Annotated in this window: 23 protein-coding genes; 15 read left to right on the forward strand and 8 right to left on the reverse strand. The window is 73.0% G+C overall.

Annotation, left to right across the window (positions count from 1 at the left end; genetic code table 11):
• Positions 1-10: 10 nt before the first annotated feature.
• Complete coding sequence (locus Vlu01_RS16105) at positions 11-988, reverse strand: YihY/virulence factor BrkB family protein (RefSeq protein WP_203999874.1); 978 nt, start codon at positions 986-988, stop codon at positions 11-13.
• A 148-nt stretch (positions 989-1136) separates the two neighbouring features.
• Here Vlu01_RS16105 and Vlu01_RS16110 point away from each other — a divergent pair, with 148 nt between their 5' ends.
• Positions 1137-1538: a ChaB family protein gene (locus tag Vlu01_RS16110; RefSeq protein ID WP_203999876.1), complete on the forward strand. Its 402-nt coding sequence runs from the start codon at positions 1137-1139 to the stop codon at positions 1536-1538.
• An 84-nt stretch (positions 1539-1622) separates the two neighbouring features.
• Here Vlu01_RS16110 and Vlu01_RS16115 read toward each other — a convergent pair whose 3' ends face one another.
• Positions 1623-3056, reverse strand: a complete 1434-nt coding sequence (locus Vlu01_RS16115) for an aldehyde dehydrogenase family protein (RefSeq protein ID WP_203999878.1) — start codon at positions 3054-3056, stop codon at positions 1623-1625.
• A gap of 69 nt (positions 3057-3125) precedes the next feature.
• Between Vlu01_RS16115 and Vlu01_RS16120 the strand changes: the two genes are divergently transcribed.
• Positions 3126-4739 (forward strand): phytoene desaturase family protein, encoded by a 1614-nt coding sequence (locus tag Vlu01_RS16120; protein WP_203999881.1) that lies wholly within the window; start codon positions 3126-3128, stop codon positions 4737-4739.
• Positions 4740-4750: 11 nt separating this feature from the next.
• Here the strand turns inward: Vlu01_RS16120 and Vlu01_RS16125 are convergent, their stop codons facing one another.
• Complete coding sequence (locus Vlu01_RS16125; protein WP_203999884.1) at positions 4751-5518, reverse strand: polyprenol monophosphomannose synthase; 768 nt, start codon at positions 5516-5518, stop codon at positions 4751-4753.
• 92 nt (positions 5519-5610) lie between these two features.
• Complete coding sequence (locus Vlu01_RS16130) at positions 5611-6057, reverse strand: SRPBCC family protein (protein WP_203999887.1); 447 nt, start codon at positions 6055-6057, stop codon at positions 5611-5613.
• A 218-nt stretch (positions 6058-6275) separates the two neighbouring features.
• Between Vlu01_RS16130 and Vlu01_RS16135 the strand changes: the two genes are divergently transcribed.
• From Vlu01_RS16135 to Vlu01_RS16170, 8 genes are read left to right on the forward strand one after another with little or no spacing between them, the layout of a single operon-like run.
• A complete protein-coding gene (locus Vlu01_RS16135) occupies positions 6276-7988 on the forward strand; it encodes an HAD-IIIA family hydrolase (RefSeq protein WP_239095928.1) in 1713 nt (570 codons plus the stop codon).
• Positions 7985-8956, forward strand: coding sequence for a glycosyltransferase (locus Vlu01_RS16140; RefSeq protein ID WP_203999893.1), 972 nt, complete (start codon positions 7985-7987; stop codon positions 8954-8956). The genes Vlu01_RS16135 and Vlu01_RS16140 overlap by 4 nt, the downstream gene beginning before the upstream one ends.
• Entirely contained in the window at positions 8947-10164 is a 1218-nt protein-coding gene (locus tag Vlu01_RS16145) for a glycosyltransferase (protein WP_203999896.1), read from the forward strand. Before Vlu01_RS16140 ends, Vlu01_RS16145 begins: the two co-directional genes overlap by 10 nt.
• Positions 10164-10817 carry a D-sedoheptulose-7-phosphate isomerase gene (locus tag Vlu01_RS16150; RefSeq protein WP_203999899.1) on the forward strand — a complete coding sequence of 218 codons (654 nt, stop codon included), beginning with the start codon at positions 10164-10166 and terminating at the stop codon, positions 10815-10817. The genes Vlu01_RS16145 and Vlu01_RS16150 overlap by 1 nt, the downstream gene beginning before the upstream one ends.
• A gap of 25 nt (positions 10818-10842) precedes the next feature.
• A complete protein-coding gene (locus Vlu01_RS16155) occupies positions 10843-12264 on the forward strand; it encodes a PfkB family carbohydrate kinase (RefSeq protein WP_373307409.1) in 1422 nt (473 codons plus the stop codon).
• 17 nt (positions 12265-12281) lie between these two features.
• Positions 12282-12977: an SDR family oxidoreductase gene (locus tag Vlu01_RS16160; RefSeq protein ID WP_204000088.1), complete on the forward strand. Its 696-nt coding sequence runs from the start codon at positions 12282-12284 to the stop codon at positions 12975-12977.
• Positions 12974-13927 (forward strand): glycosyltransferase family 9 protein, encoded by a 954-nt coding sequence (locus Vlu01_RS16165; protein ID WP_203999905.1) that lies wholly within the window; start codon positions 12974-12976, stop codon positions 13925-13927. Before Vlu01_RS16160 ends, Vlu01_RS16165 begins: the two co-directional genes overlap by 4 nt.
• Positions 13911-14894 carry a DNA topoisomerase IB gene (locus Vlu01_RS16170; RefSeq protein ID WP_203999908.1) on the forward strand — a complete coding sequence of 328 codons (984 nt, stop codon included), beginning with the start codon at positions 13911-13913 and terminating at the stop codon, positions 14892-14894. Before Vlu01_RS16165 ends, Vlu01_RS16170 begins: the two co-directional genes overlap by 17 nt.
• Positions 14895-14903: 9 nt before the next feature.
• Here the strand turns inward: Vlu01_RS16170 and Vlu01_RS16175 are convergent, their stop codons facing one another.
• Positions 14904-15710, reverse strand: a complete 807-nt coding sequence (locus Vlu01_RS16175) for a TetR/AcrR family transcriptional regulator (protein WP_203999911.1) — start codon at positions 15708-15710, stop codon at positions 14904-14906.
• Positions 15711-15806: 96 nt separating this feature from the next.
• Here Vlu01_RS16175 and Vlu01_RS16180 point away from each other — a divergent pair, with 96 nt between their 5' ends.
• Both Vlu01_RS16180 and Vlu01_RS16185 read left to right on the forward strand, forming a co-directional pair.
• The gene (locus tag Vlu01_RS16180; protein ID WP_203999914.1) at positions 15807-16772 is read left to right on the forward strand and encodes an ATP-binding cassette domain-containing protein; all 966 of its coding nucleotides are present in this window, start codon (positions 15807-15809) and stop codon (positions 16770-16772) included.
• On the forward strand, positions 16765-17529 hold the full coding sequence (locus tag Vlu01_RS16185) for an ABC transporter permease (RefSeq protein ID WP_239095929.1): 765 nt from the start codon (positions 16765-16767) through the stop codon (positions 17527-17529). The genes Vlu01_RS16180 and Vlu01_RS16185 overlap by 8 nt, the downstream gene beginning before the upstream one ends.
• Positions 17530-17623: 94 nt before the next feature.
• Here the strand turns inward: Vlu01_RS16185 and Vlu01_RS16190 are convergent, their stop codons facing one another.
• The 3 genes from Vlu01_RS16190 to Vlu01_RS27800 form a co-directional block, all read right to left on the reverse strand.
• The gene (locus tag Vlu01_RS16190; RefSeq protein WP_204000089.1) at positions 17624-18127 is read right to left on the reverse strand and encodes a hypothetical protein; all 504 of its coding nucleotides are present in this window, start codon (positions 18125-18127) and stop codon (positions 17624-17626) included.
• Between the two features lie 86 nt (positions 18128-18213).
• Positions 18214-19845, reverse strand: a complete 1632-nt coding sequence (locus Vlu01_RS16195; RefSeq protein WP_203999919.1) for a RecQ family ATP-dependent DNA helicase — start codon at positions 19843-19845, stop codon at positions 18214-18216.
• A 52-nt stretch (positions 19846-19897) separates the two neighbouring features.
• Complete coding sequence (locus Vlu01_RS27800; RefSeq protein ID WP_275409351.1) at positions 19898-20020, reverse strand: hypothetical protein; 123 nt, start codon at positions 20018-20020, stop codon at positions 19898-19900.
• A 213-nt stretch (positions 20021-20233) separates the two neighbouring features.
• Between Vlu01_RS27800 and Vlu01_RS16200 the strand changes: the two genes are divergently transcribed.
• From Vlu01_RS16200 to Vlu01_RS16210, 3 genes are all read left to right on the forward strand, one after another.
• Complete coding sequence (locus tag Vlu01_RS16200) at positions 20234-21754, forward strand: glycoside hydrolase family 3 protein (protein ID WP_203999921.1); 1521 nt, start codon at positions 20234-20236, stop codon at positions 21752-21754.
• 89 nt (positions 21755-21843) lie between these two features.
• A complete protein-coding gene (locus Vlu01_RS16205; RefSeq protein WP_203999923.1) occupies positions 21844-22200 on the forward strand; it encodes a hypothetical protein in 357 nt (118 codons plus the stop codon).
• Positions 22201-22261: 61 nt separating this feature from the next.
• Complete coding sequence (locus tag Vlu01_RS16210; protein WP_203999924.1) at positions 22262-23083, forward strand: DUF1206 domain-containing protein; 822 nt, start codon at positions 22262-22264, stop codon at positions 23081-23083.
• Positions 23084-23100: the final 17 nt, after the last annotated feature.

Here is a 23100-nt window from a genome sequence, read left to right on the forward strand (position 1 = left end):
CGGCAAGCGGTCACGAACCGGCCGGTGACCGGGGCGGCAGGACCGGTTCCTCGGCGTCTTCCCGGCCGGACTGGAGCACCCGTCCCCGCTGCAGTTCGGCGTTGATCTGGACACCGAGCATCAGCGCGGAATTGGACAGGTAGAGCCAGACCAGGAACGCGATCACCGCGCCCAGGCTGCCGTACGTCGTGTTGTACGAGCCGAAGTTCGCCACGTACAGCCCGAAGCCGAAGGAGCCGAGCGCCCAGGCGACCAGGGCCACCATCCCGCCGGGGGTGAGCCAACGGAACCGTGGCTGGCGCACGTTCGGCGCGGCCCAGAACAGCAGGGACAACAGCAACATCGCGATCAACGCCAGTGCCGGCCACTTGGCCACGGCCCACGCGGTGCGGGCGGCGCCACCGGCCCCCACCAGGTCACCGACCGCGTCGGCGACCGGGCCGCTGACGATCAGACCGGCGGCCACGGTGGCGAGCAGCACCAGCGACAGGGCGGCCAGCCCGATCTGCGTCGGCCGCAGCTGCCACACCGGCCGCCCCTCGACCACCCCGTAGATCGCGTTCGAGGCCCGGGTGAACGAGGCGATGAAGTTCGACGCCGACCAGAGCGCGCCGAGCAGACCGAAGCTGAGCAGCACCCCGGCGGAGCTGTTCTGGCTCACCACCTCGCGGACCACACCGACGAAGCTCTCGTTCGCCACCACCGAGCCGGCACCCACGTCGCGGGCCAGATCGAGCACCGTGTCGACGGTGCGCTCCCCGTCGGAGACCAGACCCACCAGGGCCACCACCACGACGGTGGAGGGGAACAGCGCCAGCACCCCGTAGTAGGTGAGGGCGGCGGCCCAGTCCGTGCAGTTGTCCCGCAGGTAGTTGCGCCCGGCCCGGACCAGCACGCCGCGCCAGGTCCGCCAGTGCAACTGGCGGATCCCCGGTAGCCGGGGCACCGGCAGGTCGGCCGACGGGGCGTCGGGGTTCGTGGTCGTCATCACCGCTCCCAGGGCACGGCGGGCGCGTACGGCCCGTCGATGGCCCGGCCGGTACCCGGCCCCGTCCGGCGGCAAACGCGGACCGTGTTTGCCGCCGCCTGGCGGGGGTACGCGAATTCGAATCGCTCGCACACGGAGGAGGTTCGAGATGCCCGGGCGCGAGGTACTGCCCAGCACGCTGCGGCGCTCTCCGGAGAAGGCCCAGCGCACCTGGGAGAAGACACACGATTCCGCGGTCGAGACCTACGGCGAGGGCGAACGGGCGCACCGTGCCGCGTTCGCCGCTGTCAAACATCAATTCGAGAAGGTCGGTGACCACTGGGAGCCGAAGGGCCGCAAAGGGCCCAGCGACCGGCAGGCCGCCGGAGGCGGCCCGGCCCGGCGGGCACCCACCGCCGGTGGGGTGGACGCGAACGCACCCAAGGAGCACCTCATCCGGGTGGCCCGCGAGCTGGACGTGCCAGGACGGTCGACCATGACCAAGTCGGAACTGGTCAACGCCATCCAGAAGGCCAATGACCGGGCAACCCGCAAGGCCCGCTCTCGCTGAGCACGGCCGCCCTGCGGCAGGGGCCCGACGCCATCGGTCCGGGCCCCTGCCCGGCGGCTCGCCCGGCCCCTGTCGGCTCCGGGTTCACCAGTGGCCGCCGCCGGGTGCCTGGATGTGCACCGCCTTGGTGGCGGTGAACTCGTCGAGCAGTTCCGGCCCGTAGCCGAAACCCTGGCCACTGCTCCGACGCGGGTGCGCGGCACCGGCCGGCGCGCCACCGAAGACCGCGTTCACCTTGACGGTACCCACCGGCAGTTCCCGCCAGGCCCGCTGGGCGTGACTCATCGACCCGGTCAGCACCGTCGCCGCCAAGCCGTACGGTGAGTCGGCCGCACACCGCAGCGCCTCGGAGAACGAGTCGACCACCACCACGGCGGCGACCGGGCCGAACGTCTCCTCCCGGATCAACACCAGGTCGTGCCGGCAACCGTCGACCACCGTCGCCGGATAGAAGGCGCCCGGCCCCTCCGGCACGGTCCCGCCGATGCGCAGCCGGGCACCGTCGGCCACCGCCGCGACCACCTGCCCGTGGACCTGATCGCGATGACGCCGGTCGACCAGCGGGCCGAGCTGGGTGTCCGGATCCCGCCCCGGGCCGACGCGCAGCGCGGCGGCGTGTTCGACCAGCGCGTCCACGAAGTCCTCGGCGACGTCGCGGTGGGCGTAGATCCGCTCCACCGCGACGCAGATCTGACCCGCGTTGGCGAAGGCACCCAGTGCGGCCTGGCCGGCGGCCCAGACCGGGTCGACGTCGGCGTCGACGATCAACGGGTCGCTGCCACCGTTCTCCAGCAGCACCTTGGCGCCGCTACCGGCCGCGGCCGTGGCGATCGCCCGCCCGGTGGCGCTGGAACCGACGTGCGCCACCATGTCCACCTCGGCGGCGGCGAGCGCCGCACCGGTCGTCGAGTCGCCGCTGAGCAGCGACAGCACCCCCGCCGGCAGGGCGCTGTCGAATGCGCGAGCCAGCAGCCATCCGGTCGCCGGGGTGCGCTCGCTGGGTTTGTGCAGCACCACGTTCCCGGTGACCAGGGCGGCGCCGAGCAGCCCGCAGGCGACGGCGACCGGGTCGTTCCACGGCGTGATGGCGGCCACCACGCCGCGCGGCTGCGGCGTCATGAAGTCGAGCGCGGCGGGATCGCCGTGCAGGGTGCGCCCGCCCCGGGCCGGCGCGAGTTCGGCGTACTGCCGCAGGGTCGCGATGCCCGCCTCGACGCCGCCCCGCGCGTCCGCGAGAGGCTTGCCCATCTCCGCGGTCGTCGCCTGCGCGAGATCGTCGGCGGCCTCGGTGACCGCGTCGGCGATCCGGTGCAGTGTCGCGGCCCGCTCCGCCGGGGCCGTCGCGGCCCACTCCGACGCGGTGCCGCGTGCCGCCGCCACCGCCTTGTCGACCTCGTCGGCCGTGGCGATCGGTGCCTTGGTCACCGGCCGGCCGTCTGCGGGGTCGTGCACCACCAACTCGCCGGCCTCCCCGCCGGCACCCCAGACCCCACCGATGAGTTGCGTGACCGTGTACATGGCGCGCTGCATGCCCGGGCCCGGCCTCGGCAAACGTTTCGTCGGTACGACTCGGGGTAGCGTCCTCGGATGAGCTCGCCAGGTTCCCTCGGTGCCGAACGGGCCGACGCCGTCGTCGTCGGTGCCGGACACAACGGCCTGGTCGCCGCGAACCTGCTGGCCGACGCGGGTTGGGACGTGCTGGTGCTGGAGGCGACCGGCGTACCCGGCGGGGCGGTGCGTTCGGCGGAGGTGACCGCGCCCGGGTACCTCAGCGACCTCTTCAGCTCGTTCTACCCGCTCGGCTTCGCCTCGCCGGTGCTGCGCGGGCTCGACCTGACCCGGTACGGGCTCACCTGGCGGCACGCCCCCGACGTGCTGGCCCACCTGTTCCCCGACGACCGGGCCGCGGTGCTCAACCGCGACCCCACCGTCACGGCGGCGTCGCTGGAGACCTTCGCCCCCGGCGACGGTGAGCGCTGGCTGACCGCGTACGAGCAGTGGCAGCAGGTCGCCGACCCGATGCTGGAGTTGATCACCACTCCGTTCCCGCCGGTACGTGGTGGCCTGGGCCTGCTGCGCCGGCTGCGCGTCGGCGGCTCACTGCGGTTGGCCCGGCGGCTGGTGTTGCCGGTGAGTCGGCTCGGCGCGGAACTGTTCGCCGGTGCTGGCGGGACGGCGCTGCTGGCCGGGTGCGCCCTGCACACCGATCTGTCCACCGAGGAGGCCGGCTCCGGTGTCTACGGCTGGCTGCTCGCCATGCTCGGGCAGCAGGTCGGCTGGCCGGTCCCGGAGGGCGGTGCGCAGAAGATCACCGACGCGTTGGTGGCCCGGTTGACCGAGCGGGGCGGCCGGATCCTCTACGGCGCTCGGGTGGAGCGTGTGCTGACCGCCCGGGGCCGGGCGGTGGGCGTACGCACGGTCGGTGGCACCAACTGGCGGGCCCGCCGCGCGGTGCTCGCCGACGTGCCCGCACCCGCGTTGTACCTGGATCTGGTCGGTCCCGCCGTGCTGCCGACGCGACTGGTGGCCGATCTGGAACACTTCCGCTGGGACGGGTCCACGCTGAAGGTGGACTGGGCGCTGTCCGCCCCGATGCCCTGGACGAACCGTCAGCTGGCCACCGCCGGCACCGTGCACCTGAGGGCGGACCTCAACGGGCTGACCGGGTACGCCGCCAGGTTGGCCCTGGGCGAGCTGCCACCCGATCCGTTCCTGCTGGTCGGGCAGATGTCGGTGGCCGATCCGAGTCACTCGCCGCCGGGTACCGAGTCGCTCTGGTCGTACACCCATCTGCCGTTTCGGCGTGACTGGCGGGCCGACGACATCATGGCCCATGTCGAGCGGATGGAGGCGGTGCTGGAGGCCGCCGCGCCCGGTTTCCGCAGCCTGGTGGTGGGCCGGCAGGTGGCCGGCCCGGCCGAGCTGGAGGAGGCCAACCCGAGCCTGGTCGGCGGCGCGCTGGGCGGCGGCACCGCCGCCCCCTACCAGCAGTTGTTCCTGCGGCCGGTACCCGGCCTCGGGCGCGCCGACACTCCGGTGGACCGGCTCTTCCTGGCCAGCGCGTCGGCGCACCCCGGCGGCGGGGTGCACGGGGCACCCGGCGCGAACGCCGCCCGCGCCGCCCTGGCCCGCGACCGGGCGCTCACCGGTGGGTTGTACCAACGGGCGATGGCCACCGCACACCGGGCCGTCTACGCGTGACGCCGGCCGGGTCAGGGCCCGATGTTGCGGTGCCGGGTACGAAGCTTGAACGGCATCAGAGCGCTTTCGATCTTGGTCGCGGTGGTCATCTTCGACGCACCGTCGCGCCGCTCCTCGAAGCGGATCGGCACCTCCAGGATGGTGTGCCCCAGCTTGGTGGCCAGGTAGTGCATCTCGACCTGGAAGCTGTAACCGTTGGACTGCACCCGCTCCAGACCGATGTCGCGCAACGCGTCGGCGCGCCAGATCTTGAAGCCGGCGGTGAGGTCCCGGATCCGTACCCGCAGCAGCGTGTGCACGTACAGGTTCGCCCAGCCACTGAGCGCGCGCCGGTACAGCGGCCAGTTCTCGTCCAGTTCGCCGCCCGGCACGTAGCGTGACCCGATGACCACGCCGGCCTGAGTGGACAGCAGAGCGCCGAGCATTCCCGGCAGCGCCTCCGGCGGGTGGGACAGATCGGCGTCCATCTGGGCCACGTACTCGGCACCGCCGTCGAGGGCCCGGCCGATCCCGTCCACGTACGCCCGGCCGAGTCCCTCCTTGCCTGGCCGGTGCACGACCTCCACCCGCTCCGGATGCTCTATGGCGAGCTTGTCGGCGACTTCGCCGGTGCCGTCGGGGGAGTTGTCGTCGGCGACCAGGATCCTCAGGCCGGGAAGTGGCAGCGCGACGAGACGCTCGACCAGCAGCGGCAGGTTGCCAGCCTCGTTGTAGGTCGGGACCACGACGGTCAGGCGAACGTCCCGCCACGGCGAGGGTAACTGGACGGGTTCGATCATGGGGGACATCCTCGGTCTGCGGACAGGGCTACCGAGAGCGTAGCTACTTGTCCCTTCCGGGGGGAAATGGCCTCCGGCCGCTGGCGCCCCGGTCAGTCCGGTGTCTTCTGCCGGCGGGCGATGTCGGAGAGCCGGTTCAGGGTCTCCTTGTTGCGTTGGTGCAGCACCAGGTCGTTGACTTTGGTGCGAATCCAGCGCAGCGGTCCGGCGGCGAAGTCCTCGGCCAGCGTCACCCGGGTGGCGTCCGTGCCGACCGGCTCCAGGGTGAAGACCACCACCGCCTCCCCGGCCGGCCAGAGTTGGACGCGGAGCACCAGCTTGCGCTCCGGTTCGCAGGCCAGCACCGTCGAGCAGTCCTCCAGGGAGAACGGCCAGGGGCCGGCCCGGTGGTAGAGCCGGGTGCCGACCCGGGGCCAGTCCGCGTCCACGTCGCGCATGTGGGCGGTGCCCACCACCCAGTCGCTGTAGGTCCATCCGTCCGCCAGCACCGCCCACACCTGCCGGGCCGGCGCCTCGATCACTCGCTCCACAACCGCCACCGCCCTTCGGTACCCGGCCCACGGCGGCTGCTAACGGTGCGGCCGGGTTAGCTTCTCGGCGACCGCGGGTAAGGCCACCGCGGGCGGCCGTGCGAGATGCCGCCCGGTGCGCGGTGTCGTCGACCGGGTCGCCGGTGACGTTTACTCACCGGGGCGCAGGGAACCCGCCGCCCGTGCGACAGGATCAGGGGGAGCCGGGTCAGCGCAGGTCAGCGAGGGTGCTGGCCGATGCCGACCGGGCCGTGTCCCGTCCCGTCCTGTTCGACGCGGTGCTGCTGGACCGCGACGGCACCCTGGTCGAGGACGTGCCGTACAACTCGGATCCGGACAAGGTGCGACCGGTGCCGGGAGCCCGCGCGGCGCTGGACCGGCTGCGGGCGGCCGGGCTGAAGCTCGCCGTGGTGACCAACCAGTCCGGGTTGGCCCGGGGGCTGTTCACCGAGCGGCAGTTGCACCAGGTGCACCGCCGGATCGAGGCGCTGCTCGGCCCGTTCGACTCCTGGCAGGTGTGTCCCCACGACGACGGGGACGACTGTACGTGTCGCAAACCGAGACCGGGCCTGGTGCACGCCGCCGCCCGGGAACTGGGCACCGTACCCACCCGCTGCGTCATGATCGGTGACATCGGCCGCGACGTCACGGCGGCGCTGGCCGCCGGTGCGGCCGGCATCCTGGTCCCGACGCCGGTGACCCGCGCCGAGGAGGTGGCGGCCGCCCCCTGGGTCGCCGCCGACCTGTCCTCGGCCGTGGCGGAGATCCTTCGACGTCAGGCCGCCCTCAGCCCGGCGGAGCCGATGTCGGTCGGCAGCCGAGCCGGTCCCACGGATGCCCGGCGCGCCCACGCGGGACGCGGTCGCACGGTGCTGGTGGTGCGCTCGGACTCGGCGGGGGACGTGCTGGTGACCGGACCGGGTATCCGGGCGGTCGCCGCCGGGGCCGAGCGGGTGGTGCTGCTCTGCGGGCCCCGGGGACGGGCCGCCGCCGACCTGCTGCCCGGGGTCGACGAGGTGGTCGAGCACCGGCTGCCCTGGATCGACCCGGCCCCCGCGCCGGTGGATCCGCAGGAGATGGCCACCCTGGTCGCCCGGCTGGCGGCGGTGGCCGCCGACGAGGCGGTCATCTTCACCTCGTTCCACCAGTCGCCGCTGCCGTTGGCTCTGCTGCTGCGGATGGCCGGGGTCGCCCGGATCGCGGCGATCAGCGACGACTACCCCGGCAGCCTGCTGGACGTGCGACACCGGGTGCCGGTCGGGGTGCCGGAGGCTGAGCGGGCGCTCTCGCTGGCCGCCGCCGCGGGCTTTGCGCTCGGCGATGGCGACGAACCGCACCTGCGACTGCGCCCGGTACCGCCGGCACCGCCCGAGGCCGGCGAACCGGGCTACGTGGTGCTGCATCCCGGCTCGGCGGCCCCGGCCCGGGGTTGCCCGCCCGAACTGGCCGAACGGATCGCCGACGAGCTGAGCGCCGCCGGCCACCAGGTGGTGGTCACCGGTGGTCCGCACGAGCGGGACCTCACCGCGCGGGTCGCCGGGCGGCACTGCCGGGACCTCGGCGGCCGTACCGGCCTGGCCGAGCTGGCCGGGATCGTGGCCGCCGCCGGTGCGGTGGTGGTCGGCAACACCGGGCCGGCGCATCTGGCCGCCGCGTACGGCGTGCCGGTGGTCAGCCTCTTCGCGCCCACCGTCCCGTTCGGGCAGTGGGGGCCGTGGCGGGTGCCGACGGTACGCCTCGGCGACGCCACCGCCGCCTGCCGCGACACCCGGGCCGCGCGGTGTCCGGTACCCGGGCATCCCTGCCTCAGCAATGTCGAGCCCGGTGCCGTCCTGGACGCGTTGCGACTGCTGGGTGTGCCGCCGGACCGGTCGCCCACCGGGCCGACCAGATCGTCGGCACCCGAGGTGGCCACCGTCGGCGGTGGGGGCGTCCGATGAACATCCTGCTCTGGCACGTGCACGGTTCCTGGACCACCTCGTTCGTGCACGGAAAGCACCGCTACCTGATTCCGGCCACTCCCGACCGGGGGCCGTACGGGCTGGGCCGTGCCCGGACGTACACCTGGCCGGAGAGCGCCGCGGAGGTGAGCCCGGAGCAGTTGCGTGACGCCGAGGTCGACCTGGTGATCCTGCAACGCCCCGAGGAACTCGACCTGGCGCAGGAGTGGCTCGGTCGCCGGCCCGGTCGGGACCTGCCGGCGATCTACGTGGAGCACAACACGCCGAAGGACGGCCAGGTCCCCGACAGCCGCCACCCGATGGCCGACCGGGACGATCTGCTCATCGCCCACGTGACCGCCTTCAACGAGCTGTTCTGGGACACCGGCGCCACCCGTACCACCGTCGTCGACCACGGCATCGTGACACCGGCGGTGACCTGGACCGGAGAACTCGACCGGTTGGCCGTCGTGATCAACGAGCCGGTACGTCGCTGGCGGGTCACCGGCACCGACCTGCTGCCCCGGTTCGCCGAGATCGCCCCGTTGGACGTCTTCGGCATGAAGGTGGCCGGGTTGGCGGAGCACCTCGGTCTGCCGGCCGACCGGGTGACCAGCCACGACGACGTGCCGCAACACCGGATGCACGCCGAGCTGGCGCGCCGCCGGGCGTACCTGCACCTCTGCCGGTGGACGTCGCTGGGGTTGAGCCTGATCGAGGCGATGACGATGGGCATGCCGGTGGTGGCGCTGGCCACCACCGAAGCGGTGATGGCGGTGCCGCCGGGTGCCGGCGCCCTCTCCACCCGGGTGGACGCGCTGCTGGAGGCCGCGAGCCGGTTCGTCGCGGAACCGCAGCGGGCGCGCCGGGCGGGTGCCGAGGCGCGCGTCGCCGCCCGCGAACGGTACGGCCTCGACCGTTTCCTCACCGACTGGGACCGGCTGCTGGAGGAGGAAGTATGCGGATAGCGATGATCTCGGAGCACGCCAGCCCGCTCGCCATCCTGGGCGGCGAGGACGCCGGTGGCCAGAACACGCACGTCGCGGAACTCTCCGCCGCGCTCGTCGCCGCCGGGCACGACGTGCGGGTCTACACCCGCCGCGACGCCGTGGACCTTCCGGTGACCGTACGCAGTCCGGACGGCTACCACGTGGTGCACGTCCCGGCGGGGCCGGCCGAGCCGTTGGCGAAGGACGCGCTGCTGCCCCACATGCGTCCGTTCGGCGCCTGGCTGATCGACCGGTGGCGGGGCGGCGACTGGGCCCCCGAGGTGATCCACGCGCACTTCTGGATGAGTGGGCTGGCCGCGCTGGAGGCCGGCCGGCGCACCGGGGTACCGGTGGTGCAGACGTATCACGCGCTCGGCACGGTGAAGCGTCGCCACCAGGGCGTGCAGGACACCAGCCCGGCCCGGCGGATCGGCTACGAGCGCCACCTGGGCTGTTCGGTGGACCGGGTGATCGCGCAGTGCCGCGACGAGGTCGGTGAGCTGGTCCGGATGGGCGTCCCACGCACGGCGATGACGGTGATCCCGTCCGGTGTCAACCTCGCCACCTTCGCTCCGCTGGGCCCGGCCACCGAGCGGGAGCCCGGCCGCGCCCGGATCCTCACCGTGGGACGGCTGGTGGAACGCAAGGGCTTCCAGACGGTGGTCCGGGCGATGGCGCACGTACCGGAGGCCGAGTGCGTGGTGGTCGGTGGCCCGCCGGCCGGTCTGCTGGAGACCGATCCGTACGCCCGACGGCTGCGGGCGCTCGCCGGTAGCTGCGGCGTCGCCGACCGGGTCCGACTGGTCGGCGCGGTGCCCCGGGAGGAGATGGGCCGCTGGTACCGCTCGGCGGACATCCTGGTGGCGGCGCCCTGGTACGAGCCGTTCGGGTTGACCCCGCTGGAGGCGATGGCGTGCGGGGTGCCCGTGGTGGCCACCGCCGTGGGCGGGCTACGTGACACGGTGGTCGACGGCGTGACCGGGGACCTGGTGCCGGCGCGGGATCCGCGCGCGCTGGGAGAGGCGCTGCGGGCACTGCTCGACGACCGGATCCGTCGGTTCGCGTACGCGGGTGCGGCGCGTGCCCGGGCCCGCCGGCACTACTCGTGGGCGGTCACCGCCCAGCGCCTCGCCGAGGTGTACGGCGAGGTCGCCGCCGTGCACCGACCGACCCGGGTGGTGGCCTGATGAGTCTGCTCGACGCGCATCTGGCCCACCTGACCGCGGCGCTGCCGCCGTTCCGACGCTGTGAGCCGCTGCTCGCCCGGTGGGGCGCGACGCTGGCCCGACGACTCACCGACGGCGGTCGGCTGCTCGTGGCCGGCAACGGTGGCAGCGCTGCCGAGGCGCAGCATCTGACCGCCGAGCTGGTCGGCAAGCTCCGCGACGACCGCCAGCCGTTGTCCGCCATCGCGCTGCACGCCGAGACGTCGGCGTTGACCGCGATCGGCAACGACTACGGCTACGCGGAGGTCTTCGCCCGGCAGGTCCGCGCGCACGGCCGTCCCGACGACGTGCTGTTGCTGCTGTCCACCAGTGGCGGCAGCGGCAACCTGCTTGCCGCCGCGCGGGCCGGCCAGGAGGCGGGACTGCGTTGCTGGGCGTTCACCGGGCCGACGCCGAACCCGCTCGCCGAGGCGTGTCACGAGGTGCTCGCCGTGGACTCCCCGGACACCCAGGTGGTCCAGGAGCTGCACCTGGTCTCCAGCCACCTGCTCTGCGAGTACGTCGAGCAGGCGATGGCGGAGCAGCTCGCACCGGCTGCCCCGGCGGCCGACGCGGTGCGGACCGGTGTCGAGGTGGTGCTGGACGGTGGTGCCGTGCGGCCGGTGCAGGCGTGAGGAGGCAAGCGTGACGGGACCCGTGGTGGTGGTCGGCGACACCCTGCTCGACCGGGACGTCGAGGGGGTGGTCAACCGGCTCTGTCCGGATTCGCCGGTGCCGGTGCTCGACGAGATCGCGCACGTGGACCGGCCCGGAGGCGCGGGCCTCTCCGCCGTCTTCGCCGCCGCACAGGGTGCCGAGGTGGTCCTGGTGACCGCGCTGGCCGACGATGCCGGTGGGGCTCGGCTGAGTGTGCTGCTCGCCGCCGCCGGGGTGCAGGTGTACCCGTTGCGACTGGCCGGTGCGACCCCGGAGAAGATCCGGCTGCGGTCCGGGGGGCGGGTGCTGCTGCGTCACGACCGGGGTGGCGGGATGGGGGAGTCGGGGGAGCCGAGCGATGCGGTGCTGCGGGTCCTGGACCGGGCGTCGGTGGTGCTGGTCAGCGATTATGGCCGCGCGGTGGCGCGGCAGCCGGCGCTGCGGGCGGCGCTGACCTCGATCCGCGCCCCGCTGGTGTGGGACCCCCACCCCCGTGGGCCGGCCGCGGTACCGGGGGCGAACCTGGTCACCCCGAACGAGGCGGAGGTGCGGGAGCTGATGGAGGCGCCGGTCGGTGCCACCCGGCTGGCCACTGCCGCCGAGGGGGCGCAGCGGCTGCGGCAGCGGTGGCGGGCGGGGGCGGTCGCGGTGACGCTCGGTGCCGACGGCGCGCTGCTCAGCCACGCCGCGTCGACACCGCTGATGGTGCCCGCCCCGGTGGCCGCCGAGGGAGACACCTGTGGCGCGGGCGACCGGTTCGCCGTCGCCGCCGGCCTCGCCCTGGCCCGTGGCGCGCTGGTCTCCGAGGCGGTGCAGGAGGCGGTGGCGGAGGCTTCGGCGTACGTGGCGGACGGTGGTGTGGCGACGGCCCTGCCGACGCCGGTGCGGCGTGCCCCGCAGGCGGTGCACGCCGCGGTCGCCGGCGACCGGGTGGGGGTGGCCGCGTCCGCTGCCGTGGTCGCCCGGGTCCGCGCCGCCGGTGGGACGGTCGTCGCGACCGGTGGTTGTTTCGACCTGTTGCACGCCGGCCACGTGGCGACGCTGCAGGCCGCCCGGCAGCTCGGTGACTGCCTGGTCGTGTGCCTCAACTCCGATGTCAGCGTCGCCGGGCTCAAGGGGCCGGACCGGCCGGTGATGCGCCAGGACGACCGGAGTCGCCTACTGGCCGCGCTGAGCTGTGTCGACGCGGTGATGATCTTCGACGAGCCGACGCCGGCGGCGGCGCTGTCCTGGCTACGCCCGGACATCTGGGTCAAGGGTGGCGACTATGCCACCGGCGGTGGTGCCGGTGACGGCCTCCCGGAGGCGGAGATCCTGCGTCGGTGGGGCGGTCACACGGTGGTGGTGCCCTATCTGGACGGGCGCTCCACCACCGAGATGATCGCCGCGACGGCCAACCGCAACGTGCTGGAGGTGCGGCGGTGAGCGTGCGGAGTGAGCCGGTGAGTGCGCCGGGTGCCGGCCGGACCGTGCTGGTCACCGGCGGTTCCAGCGGACTGGGCGCGGCGGTGGTGACGGCGGTGGCCGCCGCCGGTGGGCGACCCCTGGTGCTGGACCGGCAGGCGCCGGCCGACGGGGTGCCCTGGGTGGAGTGCGACCTGGCCGACACCCGCAGCGCCGAGGCGGCCACCCGCGAGCTGGCCGAGCGGGTGGGCGGGTTGGACGGCGTGGTCACCGCCGCCGGCATCGACGTGCCGGGCCGGCTCGCCGACGTGCCCGGCGAGACCTGGGAACGGATCATCGCCGTCGACCTGCTGGCCACCGCCGCGGTGGTCCGGGCCGCACTGCCGTTCCTGGTTGCCTCCCGGGGCGCCGTCGTGACGGTGGCCTCCACCCTCGGCGTCAAGGCGGTCAGCGACGCGACGGCGTACTGCGCGGCGAAGTTCGGGGTGGTGGGGTTCACCCGGGCGCTCGCCGCCGAGATGGCCGGCACGGTGGGTGTCACGCTGCTCATCCCGGGTGGGATGCGGACGGCGTTCTTCGACGAGCGTGACCCGCAGTACCGGCCCGGAGCGGACGCGATCCTCAACGAGCCGGCCGACACCGCCGCCGCCGTGATGTTCGCCCTGTCCCAGCCGGCCGGTTGCGCGATCCGCGAGATGGTGGTCTGCGCCGATCAGGAGACGTCGTACCCGTGATCCTGGCGCTGCGTGCCCTCGGCGTCGGTGACCTCGCCACCGTGGTCCCGGCGTTGCGGGCGCTGCGCGCGGCCCATCCGGACGAGCAACTGGTGCTCGCCGCGCCGGCCTGGCTCGGGCCGTTGGTCGAGCTGGTCGGTGGGGTGGACCGGCTGCTGCCCACCGACGGCCTGGAGCGGCTGGACCGGCCCGTCGGGCGGGTGGAGGTGGCGGTCAACCTGCACGGTCAGGGTCCGCAGTCGCACCGGCTGTTGGCCGCCGTCCGCCCCGGCCGGTTGCTCGCCTTCGCCAACGCCGAGGTGCCGCACGCCGACGGGCCGGAGTGGGACGACGACGAGCACGAGGTGTCGCGCTGGTGCCGGCTGCTGCGTGGGTACGGCATTCCGGCCGATCCGACCGACCTGGAGCTCCGCCGACCGGGCCCGGAGGTGGCGGTCCGTGGTGTCACGGTGCTGCACCCCGGCTCGAAGGAGCCGGCCAAGCGCTGGCCGGCCGGCCGGTACACGGCACTGGCCCGGGAGCTGACCGGGCGGGGACACCGGGTGGTGCTGACCGGCAGCGCGGCGGAGCGGGCCGTGACCGCCCGCATCGCGTACCAGGCCGGACTGCCCGCCGCTTCGGTGCTGGCTGGCCGGACGAACCTGGCCCAGCTCGCCGCGCTGATCGCCGGGGCTCGCCTGGTGATCAGTGGGGACACCGGAGTGGCGCATCTGGCCACCGGCTACCGCACCCCGTCGGTGGTGTTGTTCGGTCCGGTTCCACCCACTCGGTGGGGCCCCCCGCCGGAGCGCCGACGGCACCGGGCGCTCTGGGCCGGTACGCGCGCATGGCCGGAGTGGAACGGGGTAGGTGACCATCCCACAATGGTCGCCCTCGGTGTGGACGAGGTGCTGGCCGCCGTCGACGAGGTGGAGCGGGCGGTGCGGGTGGACCGTGCGGTTGCGGCGTAGCGATCCGGGTCGGCCGGGGTACCGGCGACGTCGGCGCGGCAGGGGCTGGTCGTTCCTGGACCCGCGCGGCGAGCCGGTGCGCGACCCCGACGAGCTGGCCCGGCTGCGGGCACTGGTCATCCCGCCGGCCTGGCAGGACGTGTGGATCTCGTCGTACCCCAACGGACACATCCAGGCCATCGGCGTGGACGCGGCCGGTCGCAAGCAGTACCTCTACCACCCGTTGTGGCGGCAGCGGCAGGACGAGGCGAAGTTCGACCATGTGCTGGAGGTGGCGGGCCGGCTGCCGTTGCTGCGTGAGCGGGTCGACCATGACCTGACGGTGCGGGGGCTGCGCCGCGAGCGGGTACTGGCGACGGTGACCCGACTGCTCGACATGGGCACCTTCCGGGTCGGCAGCGACCAGTACGCGGCGGGCGAGGATCCGACGTTCGGGGTGGCGACCCTGCGGCCTGAGCATGCCCGGCTGCGCCGGGGCTGCGTGCTGTTCGAGTTCCCGGCCAAGGGTGGCATCGAGCAGGTACGGCTGATCTCCGATCCGCAGTTGTGCCGGGTACTGACCGACCTGAGTCGGCGTCGGCGGGCGGCGGACCGGTTGTTCGGCTACTGGGACGGGCAGCAGTGGCGGGACGTACGGGCCGACGAGGTCAACGACTACCTCCGCGAGGCCAGCGGCGGCGAGATGACCGCGAAGGACTTCCGCACCTGGCATGCGACGGTACGGGCGGCGACGGAGTTGGCCGGGTTCGCTGCCGCCCGGTCGGTGACCGCCCGTCGCCGGGCGGTGGCGGCGGTGATGAGGCAGGTGGCGGAACTGCTCGGCAACACGCCGACGGTGGCTCGCGCATCGTACGTGGACCCGAGGGTGGTGGATCTGTTCCATGACGGCGTGGTCGCCCCGGTGACCGAGGGGACCTCTCCGGAGCAGGCCGAGCGGGCGGTGCTGACCCTGCTGGCGCGGGCCTGACCGGGGGCGTCAACCACCGTTGGTCGGGCTGTCGCGTGTCGACGGGTCGGCATCGCGGGTGGGGCCGGCGGTCCGGGCGTCGATCATGACGGCCACGCCGTCGAGGATCCGGTCCAGCCCGAACCGCCATTCGAGGTCGATGTCGTCCTCGTCGTCGTACTCCTCGCCCTCGGCCAGCAGTTCGTGGATCGCCGGGTAGGGGCCGGAGCCGGTGACCACGGCGAGATGACGCCAGTAGCGCAGGCCCACCTGCTCGGGCGTCTGTCCGGTCCGGGCGGCGGCCTCGGCGATGTCGGCGGTGAGCGTGGCCCAGCTGCGGGCGTACCCACTGACCAGCATGATCGCGGAGACCCGCTCGGTGCCCCGCAGGCCGGTGCCGCGCAGCGCGGTGAGCCCGTACTCCAGCCACCGCACCTGGTTCGGAGTGATGGGTGGGCCGCTGATCGGCACGTGTCGCGTCCAGGGCTGTCGGCGCATCGCGGTGACGTGGCCCTCACCCCAGCGAGCCAGTGCCGGTCGCCAGCCCTCGTCGACGCCGCGCGGGGTCGGTGGTGGGCCGAACGCGGTGTCCACCATGAAGTCGAGCAGGTCCTGTTTGGTCGGCACGTACCGGTACAGCGACATCGTCGCCACGCCGAGCTCGGTGGCCACCCGGCTCATCGACACCGCCGCCAGCCCTTCGGCCTGGGCGATCTGGATCCCGGCGGCGACGACCTGGTCCAGGCTGAGGCTGCGTTTCGGACCACGGCTCGGGCGGTCACGCAGGCCCCAGGCGAGCGCGACGTTCTCGGGCAGCTCGACGTCGGGTCCGTCCACTCCACCTCCCAGATCGGCGTTTGACCGCCAGCATATCTTCTGCGTATGGTCTACGCATATTGGCGTACGACATACACAGATAACGGAGAGTGTTCTATGGTCCACGGACCGCCAGCGGTCGAGCTGGTCGACCTACGCAAGTCCTTCGGAGACGTCGTCGTGCTCGACGGGCTGACCCTGCGAGTGCCCACGGGCGGGGTGCACGCCCTGCTGGGCCAGAACGGGGCCGGCAAGACCACCACGGTGCGGATCCTGGCGACACTGACCCGACCCGACTCGGGTACCGCCCGGGTCGCCGGTTACGACGTGGTGCGTGAGCGGCGGCGGGTGCGCCGGACGATCAGCCTCGCCGGTCAGCACGCGGCGCTCGACGACGGGCAGACCGGGGTGGAGAACCTGACCATGCTGGCCCGGCTCACCGGGCTACGGGCACCGGCGGCCCGTGCCCGGGCCGCGGCGCTGCTGGACCGCTTCGACCTGGCCGACGCCGCCCGCCGGCAGGTGATCACGTACTCCGGTGGGATGCGGCGGCGTCTCGACCTGGCGGCCAGCCTGGTCGGCGCCCCGTCGGTGATCTTTCTGGACGAGCCCACCACCGGCCTGGACCCGCGCAGTCGGCAGGCGCTGTGGGAGGTGATCGGCGAGTTGGCCGGTGCCGGGGTGACGGTGCTGCTCACCACGCAGTACCTGGAGGAGGCCGACCGCCTGGCCGACCAGATCATGGTGCTGCACGGCGGCGCGCTCGTCGCCGAGGGGACCGCCGCCGACCTCAAGCGTCGCTTCGGTGCCCAGCGGTTGGAGCTGACCTGGCGCGACGCCGCCGGACTGGCCGAGGCGACGCGACGGTTGGGTGACCGCGTCACCCACCGCGAGCCGGCCCGGCTGTCGTTGTCGGTGGCCACCGAGGGCAGCGCGCCACAGGTCCGCGCCCTGCTCGACGAGGTCGATCCGGACCGGCACGGGGTGGTCCGGTTCACCGTCCGGGAGGCCACCCTCGACGATGTCTTCTTCACCCTCACCGGTCGTCCGGCCAGCCCTGAGCGGGAGGTGGCCGGTGTCTGAGCTGACTCTCCGACCGACGCACGCCGCAGTGATGATCGGCCGATGCGTGCGGCTGTCCCGGCGTAACGTCGACGCGCTGCTCACCTCGCTGCTGCTGCCGGTGATCCTGATGCTGCTCTTCGTCTACCTCTTCGGTGGGGCGATCGAGACCGGCTCGGCGTACGTGACCTACGTGGTGCCCGGCGTGCTGCTGCTCTGCGCCGGCTTCGGTGCGGCCGGCACCGCGGTCAGCGTCACCACCGACCTGACCAACGGCATGATCGAACGGCTGCGCACGATGGATGTCGGCGCCACCTCCATCCTCACCGGGCACGTGGTGGCGAGCGTGGCCCGCAACGCGGTCTCCACGGTGCTGGTGCTGGGGGTGGCCGTTGCCATCGGGTTCCGGCCGGCCGTCGCGCCGCTGCGCTGGTTGGCCGCCGCCGGGGTGCTGCTGCTGTTCCTCCTGGCGGTGTCGTGGCTGTCAGCGGCGTTCGGGCTGTTGGCCCGGACCCCGGAGGCGGCGAACGGCTACACCTTCCTGGTGATGTTCCTGCCCTATCCGAGCAGTGCCTTCGTACCGGTCGAGACCATGCCCAGCTGGCTGCGTGGCTTTGCCGAGCATCAGCCGGTCACCCCGGTCATCGAGTCCCTGCGCGGGCTGCTGCTGGACACCCCGGTCGGCACCGCGCCCACCCAGGCGGTGGCCTGGTGCGTGGGCCTGCTCGCCCTCGCCGTCCTGCTGTCCGGCGTGCTCTTCCGCCGCCGAGTCGCCTGACCTCACCCCACCCGCCTTGATCATGAGGTTGACGGCGGTCTCGAAAACTGCCGCCAACCTCATGATCGACGGGTCAGGTGGGGCGGAGGGCGGATCAGTCGTTGAGGATCTGGGAGAGACGGTCGCGGAAGCGGCGCTCGGACGGGCTGACCTCGGTGCCGCCGAGGCCGAGCACGCCGCCGGTGCTGGCCGCCCCGACCACCTGATCGGCGATCTCCACCAGCCAGTGCCGGTACGCGCCCGCCTCACCCTCGTCCACCTTGGCCGCCAGCAGTGCCGTCGCCTCCTTCGCCCGGCCCAGCACGTCCTCGGCGTAGCCGCGCGGGTCGGCGGGCTCGATGACCGGCAGCTCCTCACCGGCCTCCGGGTCACCGACCCGAGTGACGATCTCACCGGCCACGGCGGCCACCAGCGGACTGGCCGACTCCCGTCCGCCGGCGATGGTCTCCAGGCCGGCGGCCCCCTCGGCCATCGTCGCCTTGGTGCCGTCGGACTCGGCGGCGCTCGCCGCGGTGAGCACCGACTGCGGCAGGCCGACCAGCAGCCCCCACTCCTCGTCGGAGAAACCGAAACCGGTGTACGCCGGCTCTTCGATCACGACCCGCCCCTCCCGCTCATCGTTCACGTTCTCGTCAACCGCGCCACGCGCGGCGGCCCGGTCCGATCGCCGGCAGCCGGCTCAGGCTAGTCCAGGGTCAGCAGACCCTGTTCGGACACCACGCTGACCGACAGCGTCTTGTACCCGACCTCGTCGAACAGGACCGTCATCCGGCCCTCCTCGTAGCTGAGCACCAGGCCGGAACCCCACTCGGCGTGCCGCACCTGGCTGTGTACGGGGAACGGGCCGACCGAGCCGTCGTCGGGCACGCTGGTGCCCGCGTGGCAGTTGTCGCAGTGCCCGCAGATCTCGGTCATCTGCTCGCCGAAGTAGGCCAGCAACGTCTGCCCCCGGCAGGCACTGGTCTCGGCGAAGGCACGCATCATGTCGGTACGTGACCGGGTCAGGCTCTGCTGCCGTTCCGCCTCGGCCACCGCGGCCGCCGCCGCGTCCACCGGCTTCGGGGCGTAGCGGGGCGCGCTGACCCGCTGCCCCGCCGCCTGCTGAGCCGCGCCGACCTGCTCCAGCAGCGCGAGATACTGCCCGAGCTTGCGAGGGCCGAGCCCGGTCACCTCCCGCAGCTCCTTGCGGGTGGTCGGTCCGTGGCGCAGCAGCGCGGCCAGATCGCGCAGCTCGGTGGCGTCGGGCAGACCGCCGCTGAAGTAGCGTTGCAACCCGACATCTTCGGCCTGCCACAGCAGCAGGACCCGGGCCGGCTGCCCGTCGCGGCCGGCGCGGCCGATCTCCTGGAAGTAGCTGTCCGGCGAGTCGGGCAGGGCCATGTGCACCACCCAGGCGATGTTGGGCTTGTCGATACCCATGCCGAAGGCCGAGGTCGCCACCATGATCGGTACCTGATCGGCGAGGAACGCCTCGTGCAGCCGGGTCCGGGCGTTGGCCGGCATTCCGCCGTGGTAGTACTGCGCGGGAAAGCCCGAATCGGTCAGCCGGGCGGCCAACTCCTCGGCGGCGCGGCGGGTGGGCACGTAGATGATGCCGGGCCGCTCGTCCTCGCGCAGCAGCGCGATCAGCCGTCGCCACCGGTAGTCCTCGGTGGGGCAGTGCGCCACCTCGAAGAAGAGGTTGGGTCGGTCCAGGCCGGACACCACGATCTCGGGCTTGCGCAACCGCAGCCGGTTGACGATGTCGTCGCGTACCGGTGGGGAGGCGGTGGCGGTCAGCGCGACCACCGGTGGTCGGCCGATGCCCTCGATGAGCTGCCCGAGGGCCAGGTAGTCCGGCCGGAAGTCGTGGCCCCAGGCGGAGATGCAGTGTGCCTCGTCGATTGCCGCCAGCGCCGGCTTGAGCGCTCGGACCTCGGCCAGCCGGTCGGGGTTGGCCAACTGCTCCGGGGTGATGAAGAGGAACTCGGCCCGCCCCTCGCGGATCTCGGCGATCGCCTCGGCCTGCTGGGCCGGCGTCTCGTCCGAGCTGATCCGGACCGCTCGCAGCTCCGGCCGCTGCCGCTCGTTGAGCGCGGCGATCTGGTCCTGCTGGAGCGCCAGCAGCGGTGAGATCACCACGGTCGGGCCGGGGATCAGGCTGGCCGGGATCTGGTAGATCGCGGACTTGCCGGCGCCGGTGGGCAGCACCACCAGGGCGTCACGGCGGCGCATCACGGCTCGCATCGCGGCCAACTGGTTGGGCCGCAGGGCGGTCCAACCGAACAGGCTGCGCGCGGCTCGGCGCAACGACATCGAGTGCGTGGTCAGCTTCATCGAAGGCCGCAGGTACCCGGGAGGCTCCGCGCCGAAACCCGGCCGGACCGGCTCAGCGGCGGAACATGGCACGGATGGCGAGGAGCAGCAACAGGCCGCCGACGACCAGGCCGAGCAGGCGTACGCCGGGGATGTCGGCCGCGCTCGTCGCGTCGGCCCGCAGTAGGGGGTCCATACCCGCACTGTCGCGGTGCAGCGCTCCCAAGGCAACTGTAAGGTTTATTGACTATTGAGTGGCGCGGTGTGACCATGTCTGCACCGCCAGCTGGCGGGAGTCCACGGCGGAACACGCGGGGGTACAGCGCCGAATGAGTGAGCGGCAGCGAGCGAATCATCAACTCAGCGTGGCGGTGTCTCATGGCGGCACGCAGCGAAGCGGAGCGCCGTCATGAGTGAGCGGGTCGAGCGCAACGGAAATCTGGCGGCCCTGGCGGCTGCGGTCCTGCAGCCCGGTTTCGTCGGCACCGTCCCGCCCGCGTGGATCTGCCGCTGGCTCGGCGACGGGCTCGGCTCGGTGGTGCTGTTCAGCCGCAACGTCGTCGATCCGACGCAGGTCGCCGCGCTCACCGCCGCGCTGCGCGCGGAACGCCCGGACGTGATCGTGGCCATTGACGAGGAAGCCGGTGACGTCACCCGCATCGAATCCGGCCAGGGCAGTTCCCGCCCGGGCAACCTGGCTCTCGGCGCGGTGGACGACCCGGCCCTCACCGAGGAGGTGGCCCGCGATCTCGGCGAGGAACTGGCCGCCGCCGGGATCACCCTGAACTACGCCCCGGACGTCGACGTCAACTCCAACCCGGACAACCCGGTGATCGGCGTCCGGTCGTTCGGCGCCGAGGCGTCGCTGGTCGCCCGACACACCACCGCCTGGATTCGCGGCCTGCAGTCCGGCGGCGTCGCCGCCTGCGCGAAGCACTTCCCGGGCCACGGTGACACCCGCGTCGACTCCCATCACGATCTGCCCCGGATCGACGCCGACCGGGCTCGGCTGCACGCCGTCGAACTGGCCCCGTTCCGGGCCGCCGTGGCGGCGGGCGTCCAGGCGGTGATGACCGGGCACCTGCTGGTGCCGGCCCTGGATCCGGACCTGCCGGCCACCCTGAGCGGCCGGATCCTGGGTGGCCTGCTGCGCGAGGAGATGGGTTTCGACGGTGTCGTGGTGACCGACGCGGTGGAGATGCGCGCGGTGGCCGACCGCTACGGTTTCGCCGGTGCGGCGGTGCGTGCCCTGGCGGCCGGGGCGGATGCGATCTGCGTCGGCGGCGAGCACGCCGACGAGGAGACCGCCCGCCACCTGCGCGACGCCATCGTCGACGCGGTCGTCGTCGGTGAACTACCCGAGGAGCGACTGGCCGAGGCGGCCAAGCGGGTCGGGCAACTCGCCGCCTGGACGGCGGCGGCCCGTACCGCCCGTGCCGGAACGCGGGCCGCCACGGCCGGTGCCGGTTCGACCGTCGGGCTGGCGGCGGCCCGACTCGCCGTCCGGGTCACCACCGGCGACGCCGCGTCGTTGCCGTTGACCGGCCCGGCGCACGTGGTCGAGTTTCAGCCGCCACACAACATCGCGATCGGATCGGAAACCCCCTGGGGGGTGGCGGCGCCGCTGGCCGCGCTCGTGCCCGGAACGACGAACGTCCGGCACGTCGAGAGCTCGGTGCCGGCCGACCCGGCCGCCGACGCCGTCGGCCGGCCGCTGGTGCTGGTGGTACGCGACCTGCACCGGCACGACTGGATGCGAAACGCGGTCGAGCGGACGCTGGCCGCCCGCCCCGACGCGGTGGTCGTCGAACTCGGGGTCCCCGCCCTGGTCACCGGGGCGGTACACATCGCCACACACGGTGCCACCCGGGCCGCCGGTAGGGCTGCGGCTGAACTGCTCGCCGGCGGCGCGGTCAGTCCGAGCTGGTGACTCCGGGGGGCAGGCCCGTGTCCTGGAAGGTCGGGTCCACCTCGACGGCCGGACCGGTCGATTCGCCGGTGTTTCGTACGCTGGACGCTGTGACGAATCGATCCCTCGCCCGCAGTACCCCCACCCGACTGGCCGTGCTGCTGGCCGGCCTCGCGCTCGGCGCGGCGCTGCTGACCGGTTGCAGCTCGGAAGGGGCCAGCACCAACTGCGGGCTGGACGCCTGCACGGTGACCTTCGACCGGGGCGTGGACGCCCGGGCCAACATCCTCGGTGTCGAGGCCCGGCTGGTCGAGGCGCAGGACGACGTGGTCACCATCGAGGTCGGCGGCGAGCAACTGTCGCTCACCGTCGGCGAGCAGGCGGCCGACGTCGGTGGCCTCGCGGTCACCCTGGACAGCGTCACCGACTCCGAGGTGAAGGTGCGGATCGCCCGAAACGGGGGCTGACGGCAGATCGGGCGGCGGCCAGCACGTTTGGAAATCTTCGCGTTCGGAGATTTGAGGCGCCATGTCTCTCACCCGGAACGCTGAAGCCACCGCCGCCCGTACGGCCGACAGCCGGTGGCTGGAACTCCTCGCCCGGGCCGGTTTCATCGGCTACGGGATCGTGCACCTGCTGTTCGGCTGGCTGGCGCTGCAGATCGCGTTCGGCAATTCGTCCGACGACGGCGACCAGTCCGGCGCGCTGCGAACCCTCGCCGCGCAACCCATGGGCCAGTTCCTGGTCATCGCCATCGCCGTGGGCATGCTCGCCATGGCGATCTGGCAGGCTCTCGAGGCAGCGGTCGGGCACCGCACCGAGCGGGGCAACGACCGACTCAAGGAACGGGTCATCTCCGCTGCCCGCACCGTCATCTACCTCTGGCTGGCCTGGACCGCCTGGAAGGTCTTCTCCAACGCCAACTCCGACAGCGCCTCCCAGCAGGAGGAGCTGACCGCCCGGATGATGGAGTCCAGCGGCGGTCGGTGGCTGATCGGTCTCGCCGGCCTGGTGCTCATGGGAATCGGCGTCGGCATGGCCATCTACGGGGCCAAGAAGAAGTTCATGAAGCGGCTGAAGACCGGCGAGATGAACGCCAAGACCACGCAGCTCGCCCGTCGGCTCGGCATGGCCGGCTACGTCTCCCGGGGCAGCGCCTTCGCCGTCACCGGCCTGCTGGTCGTGCTGGCCGCGGTGAACTACGACCCGGAGAAGGCGCGTGGCCTGGACGCCGCGCTGCGCACCCTGCGGGACCAGCCGTTCGGCACCATCCTGCTCATCCTCATCGCGCTGGGCATCGCCGCCTTCGGCGTCTACTGCTTCGTCCAGTCCCGCTACCGCAAGGTATGACCTTCTCCTCCGTGGCG

The organism is Micromonospora lutea (genome assembly GCF_016863535.1).
Taxonomy (GTDB): domain Bacteria; phylum Actinomycetota; class Actinomycetes; order Mycobacteriales; family Micromonosporaceae; genus Micromonospora; species Micromonospora lutea.

Excerpts from the sequence above, each read along its gene's own strand:
- Vlu01_RS16105 (WP_203999874.1), bottom strand. The coding sequence starts at position 988 with ATGACGACCACGAACCCCGACGCCCCGTCGGCCGACCTGCCGGTGCCC.
- Vlu01_RS16110 (WP_203999876.1), top strand. The coding sequence starts at position 1,137 with ATGCCCGGGCGCGAGGTACTGCCCAGCACGCTGCGGCGCTCTCCGGAG.
- Vlu01_RS16115 (WP_203999878.1), bottom strand. The coding sequence starts at position 3,056 with ATGTACACGGTCACGCAACTCATCGGTGGGGTCTGGGGTGCCGGCGGG.
- Vlu01_RS16120 (WP_203999881.1), top strand. The coding sequence starts at position 3,126 with ATGAGCTCGCCAGGTTCCCTCGGTGCCGAACGGGCCGACGCCGTCGTC.
- Vlu01_RS16125 (WP_203999884.1), bottom strand. The coding sequence starts at position 5,518 with ATGATCGAACCCGTCCAGTTACCCTCGCCGTGGCGGGACGTTCGCCTG.
- Vlu01_RS16140 (WP_203999893.1), top strand. The coding sequence starts at position 7,985 with ATGAACATCCTGCTCTGGCACGTGCACGGTTCCTGGACCACCTCGTTC.
- Vlu01_RS16145 (WP_203999896.1), top strand. The coding sequence starts at position 8,947 with ATGCGGATAGCGATGATCTCGGAGCACGCCAGCCCGCTCGCCATCCTG.
- Vlu01_RS16150 (WP_203999899.1), top strand. The coding sequence starts at position 10,164 with ATGAGTCTGCTCGACGCGCATCTGGCCCACCTGACCGCGGCGCTGCCG.
- Vlu01_RS16180 (WP_203999914.1), top strand. The coding sequence starts at position 15,807 with ATGGTCCACGGACCGCCAGCGGTCGAGCTGGTCGACCTACGCAAGTCC.
- Vlu01_RS16195 (WP_203999919.1), bottom strand. The coding sequence starts at position 19,845 with ATGAAGCTGACCACGCACTCGATGTCGTTGCGCCGAGCCGCGCGCAGC.
- Vlu01_RS27800 (WP_275409351.1), bottom strand. The coding sequence starts at position 20,020 with ATGGACCCCCTACTGCGGGCCGACGCGACGAGCGCGGCCGACATCCCC.
- Vlu01_RS16200 (WP_203999921.1), top strand. The coding sequence starts at position 20,234 with ATGAGTGAGCGGGTCGAGCGCAACGGAAATCTGGCGGCCCTGGCGGCT.
- Vlu01_RS16210 (WP_203999924.1), top strand. The coding sequence starts at position 22,262 with ATGTCTCTCACCCGGAACGCTGAAGCCACCGCCGCCCGTACGGCCGAC.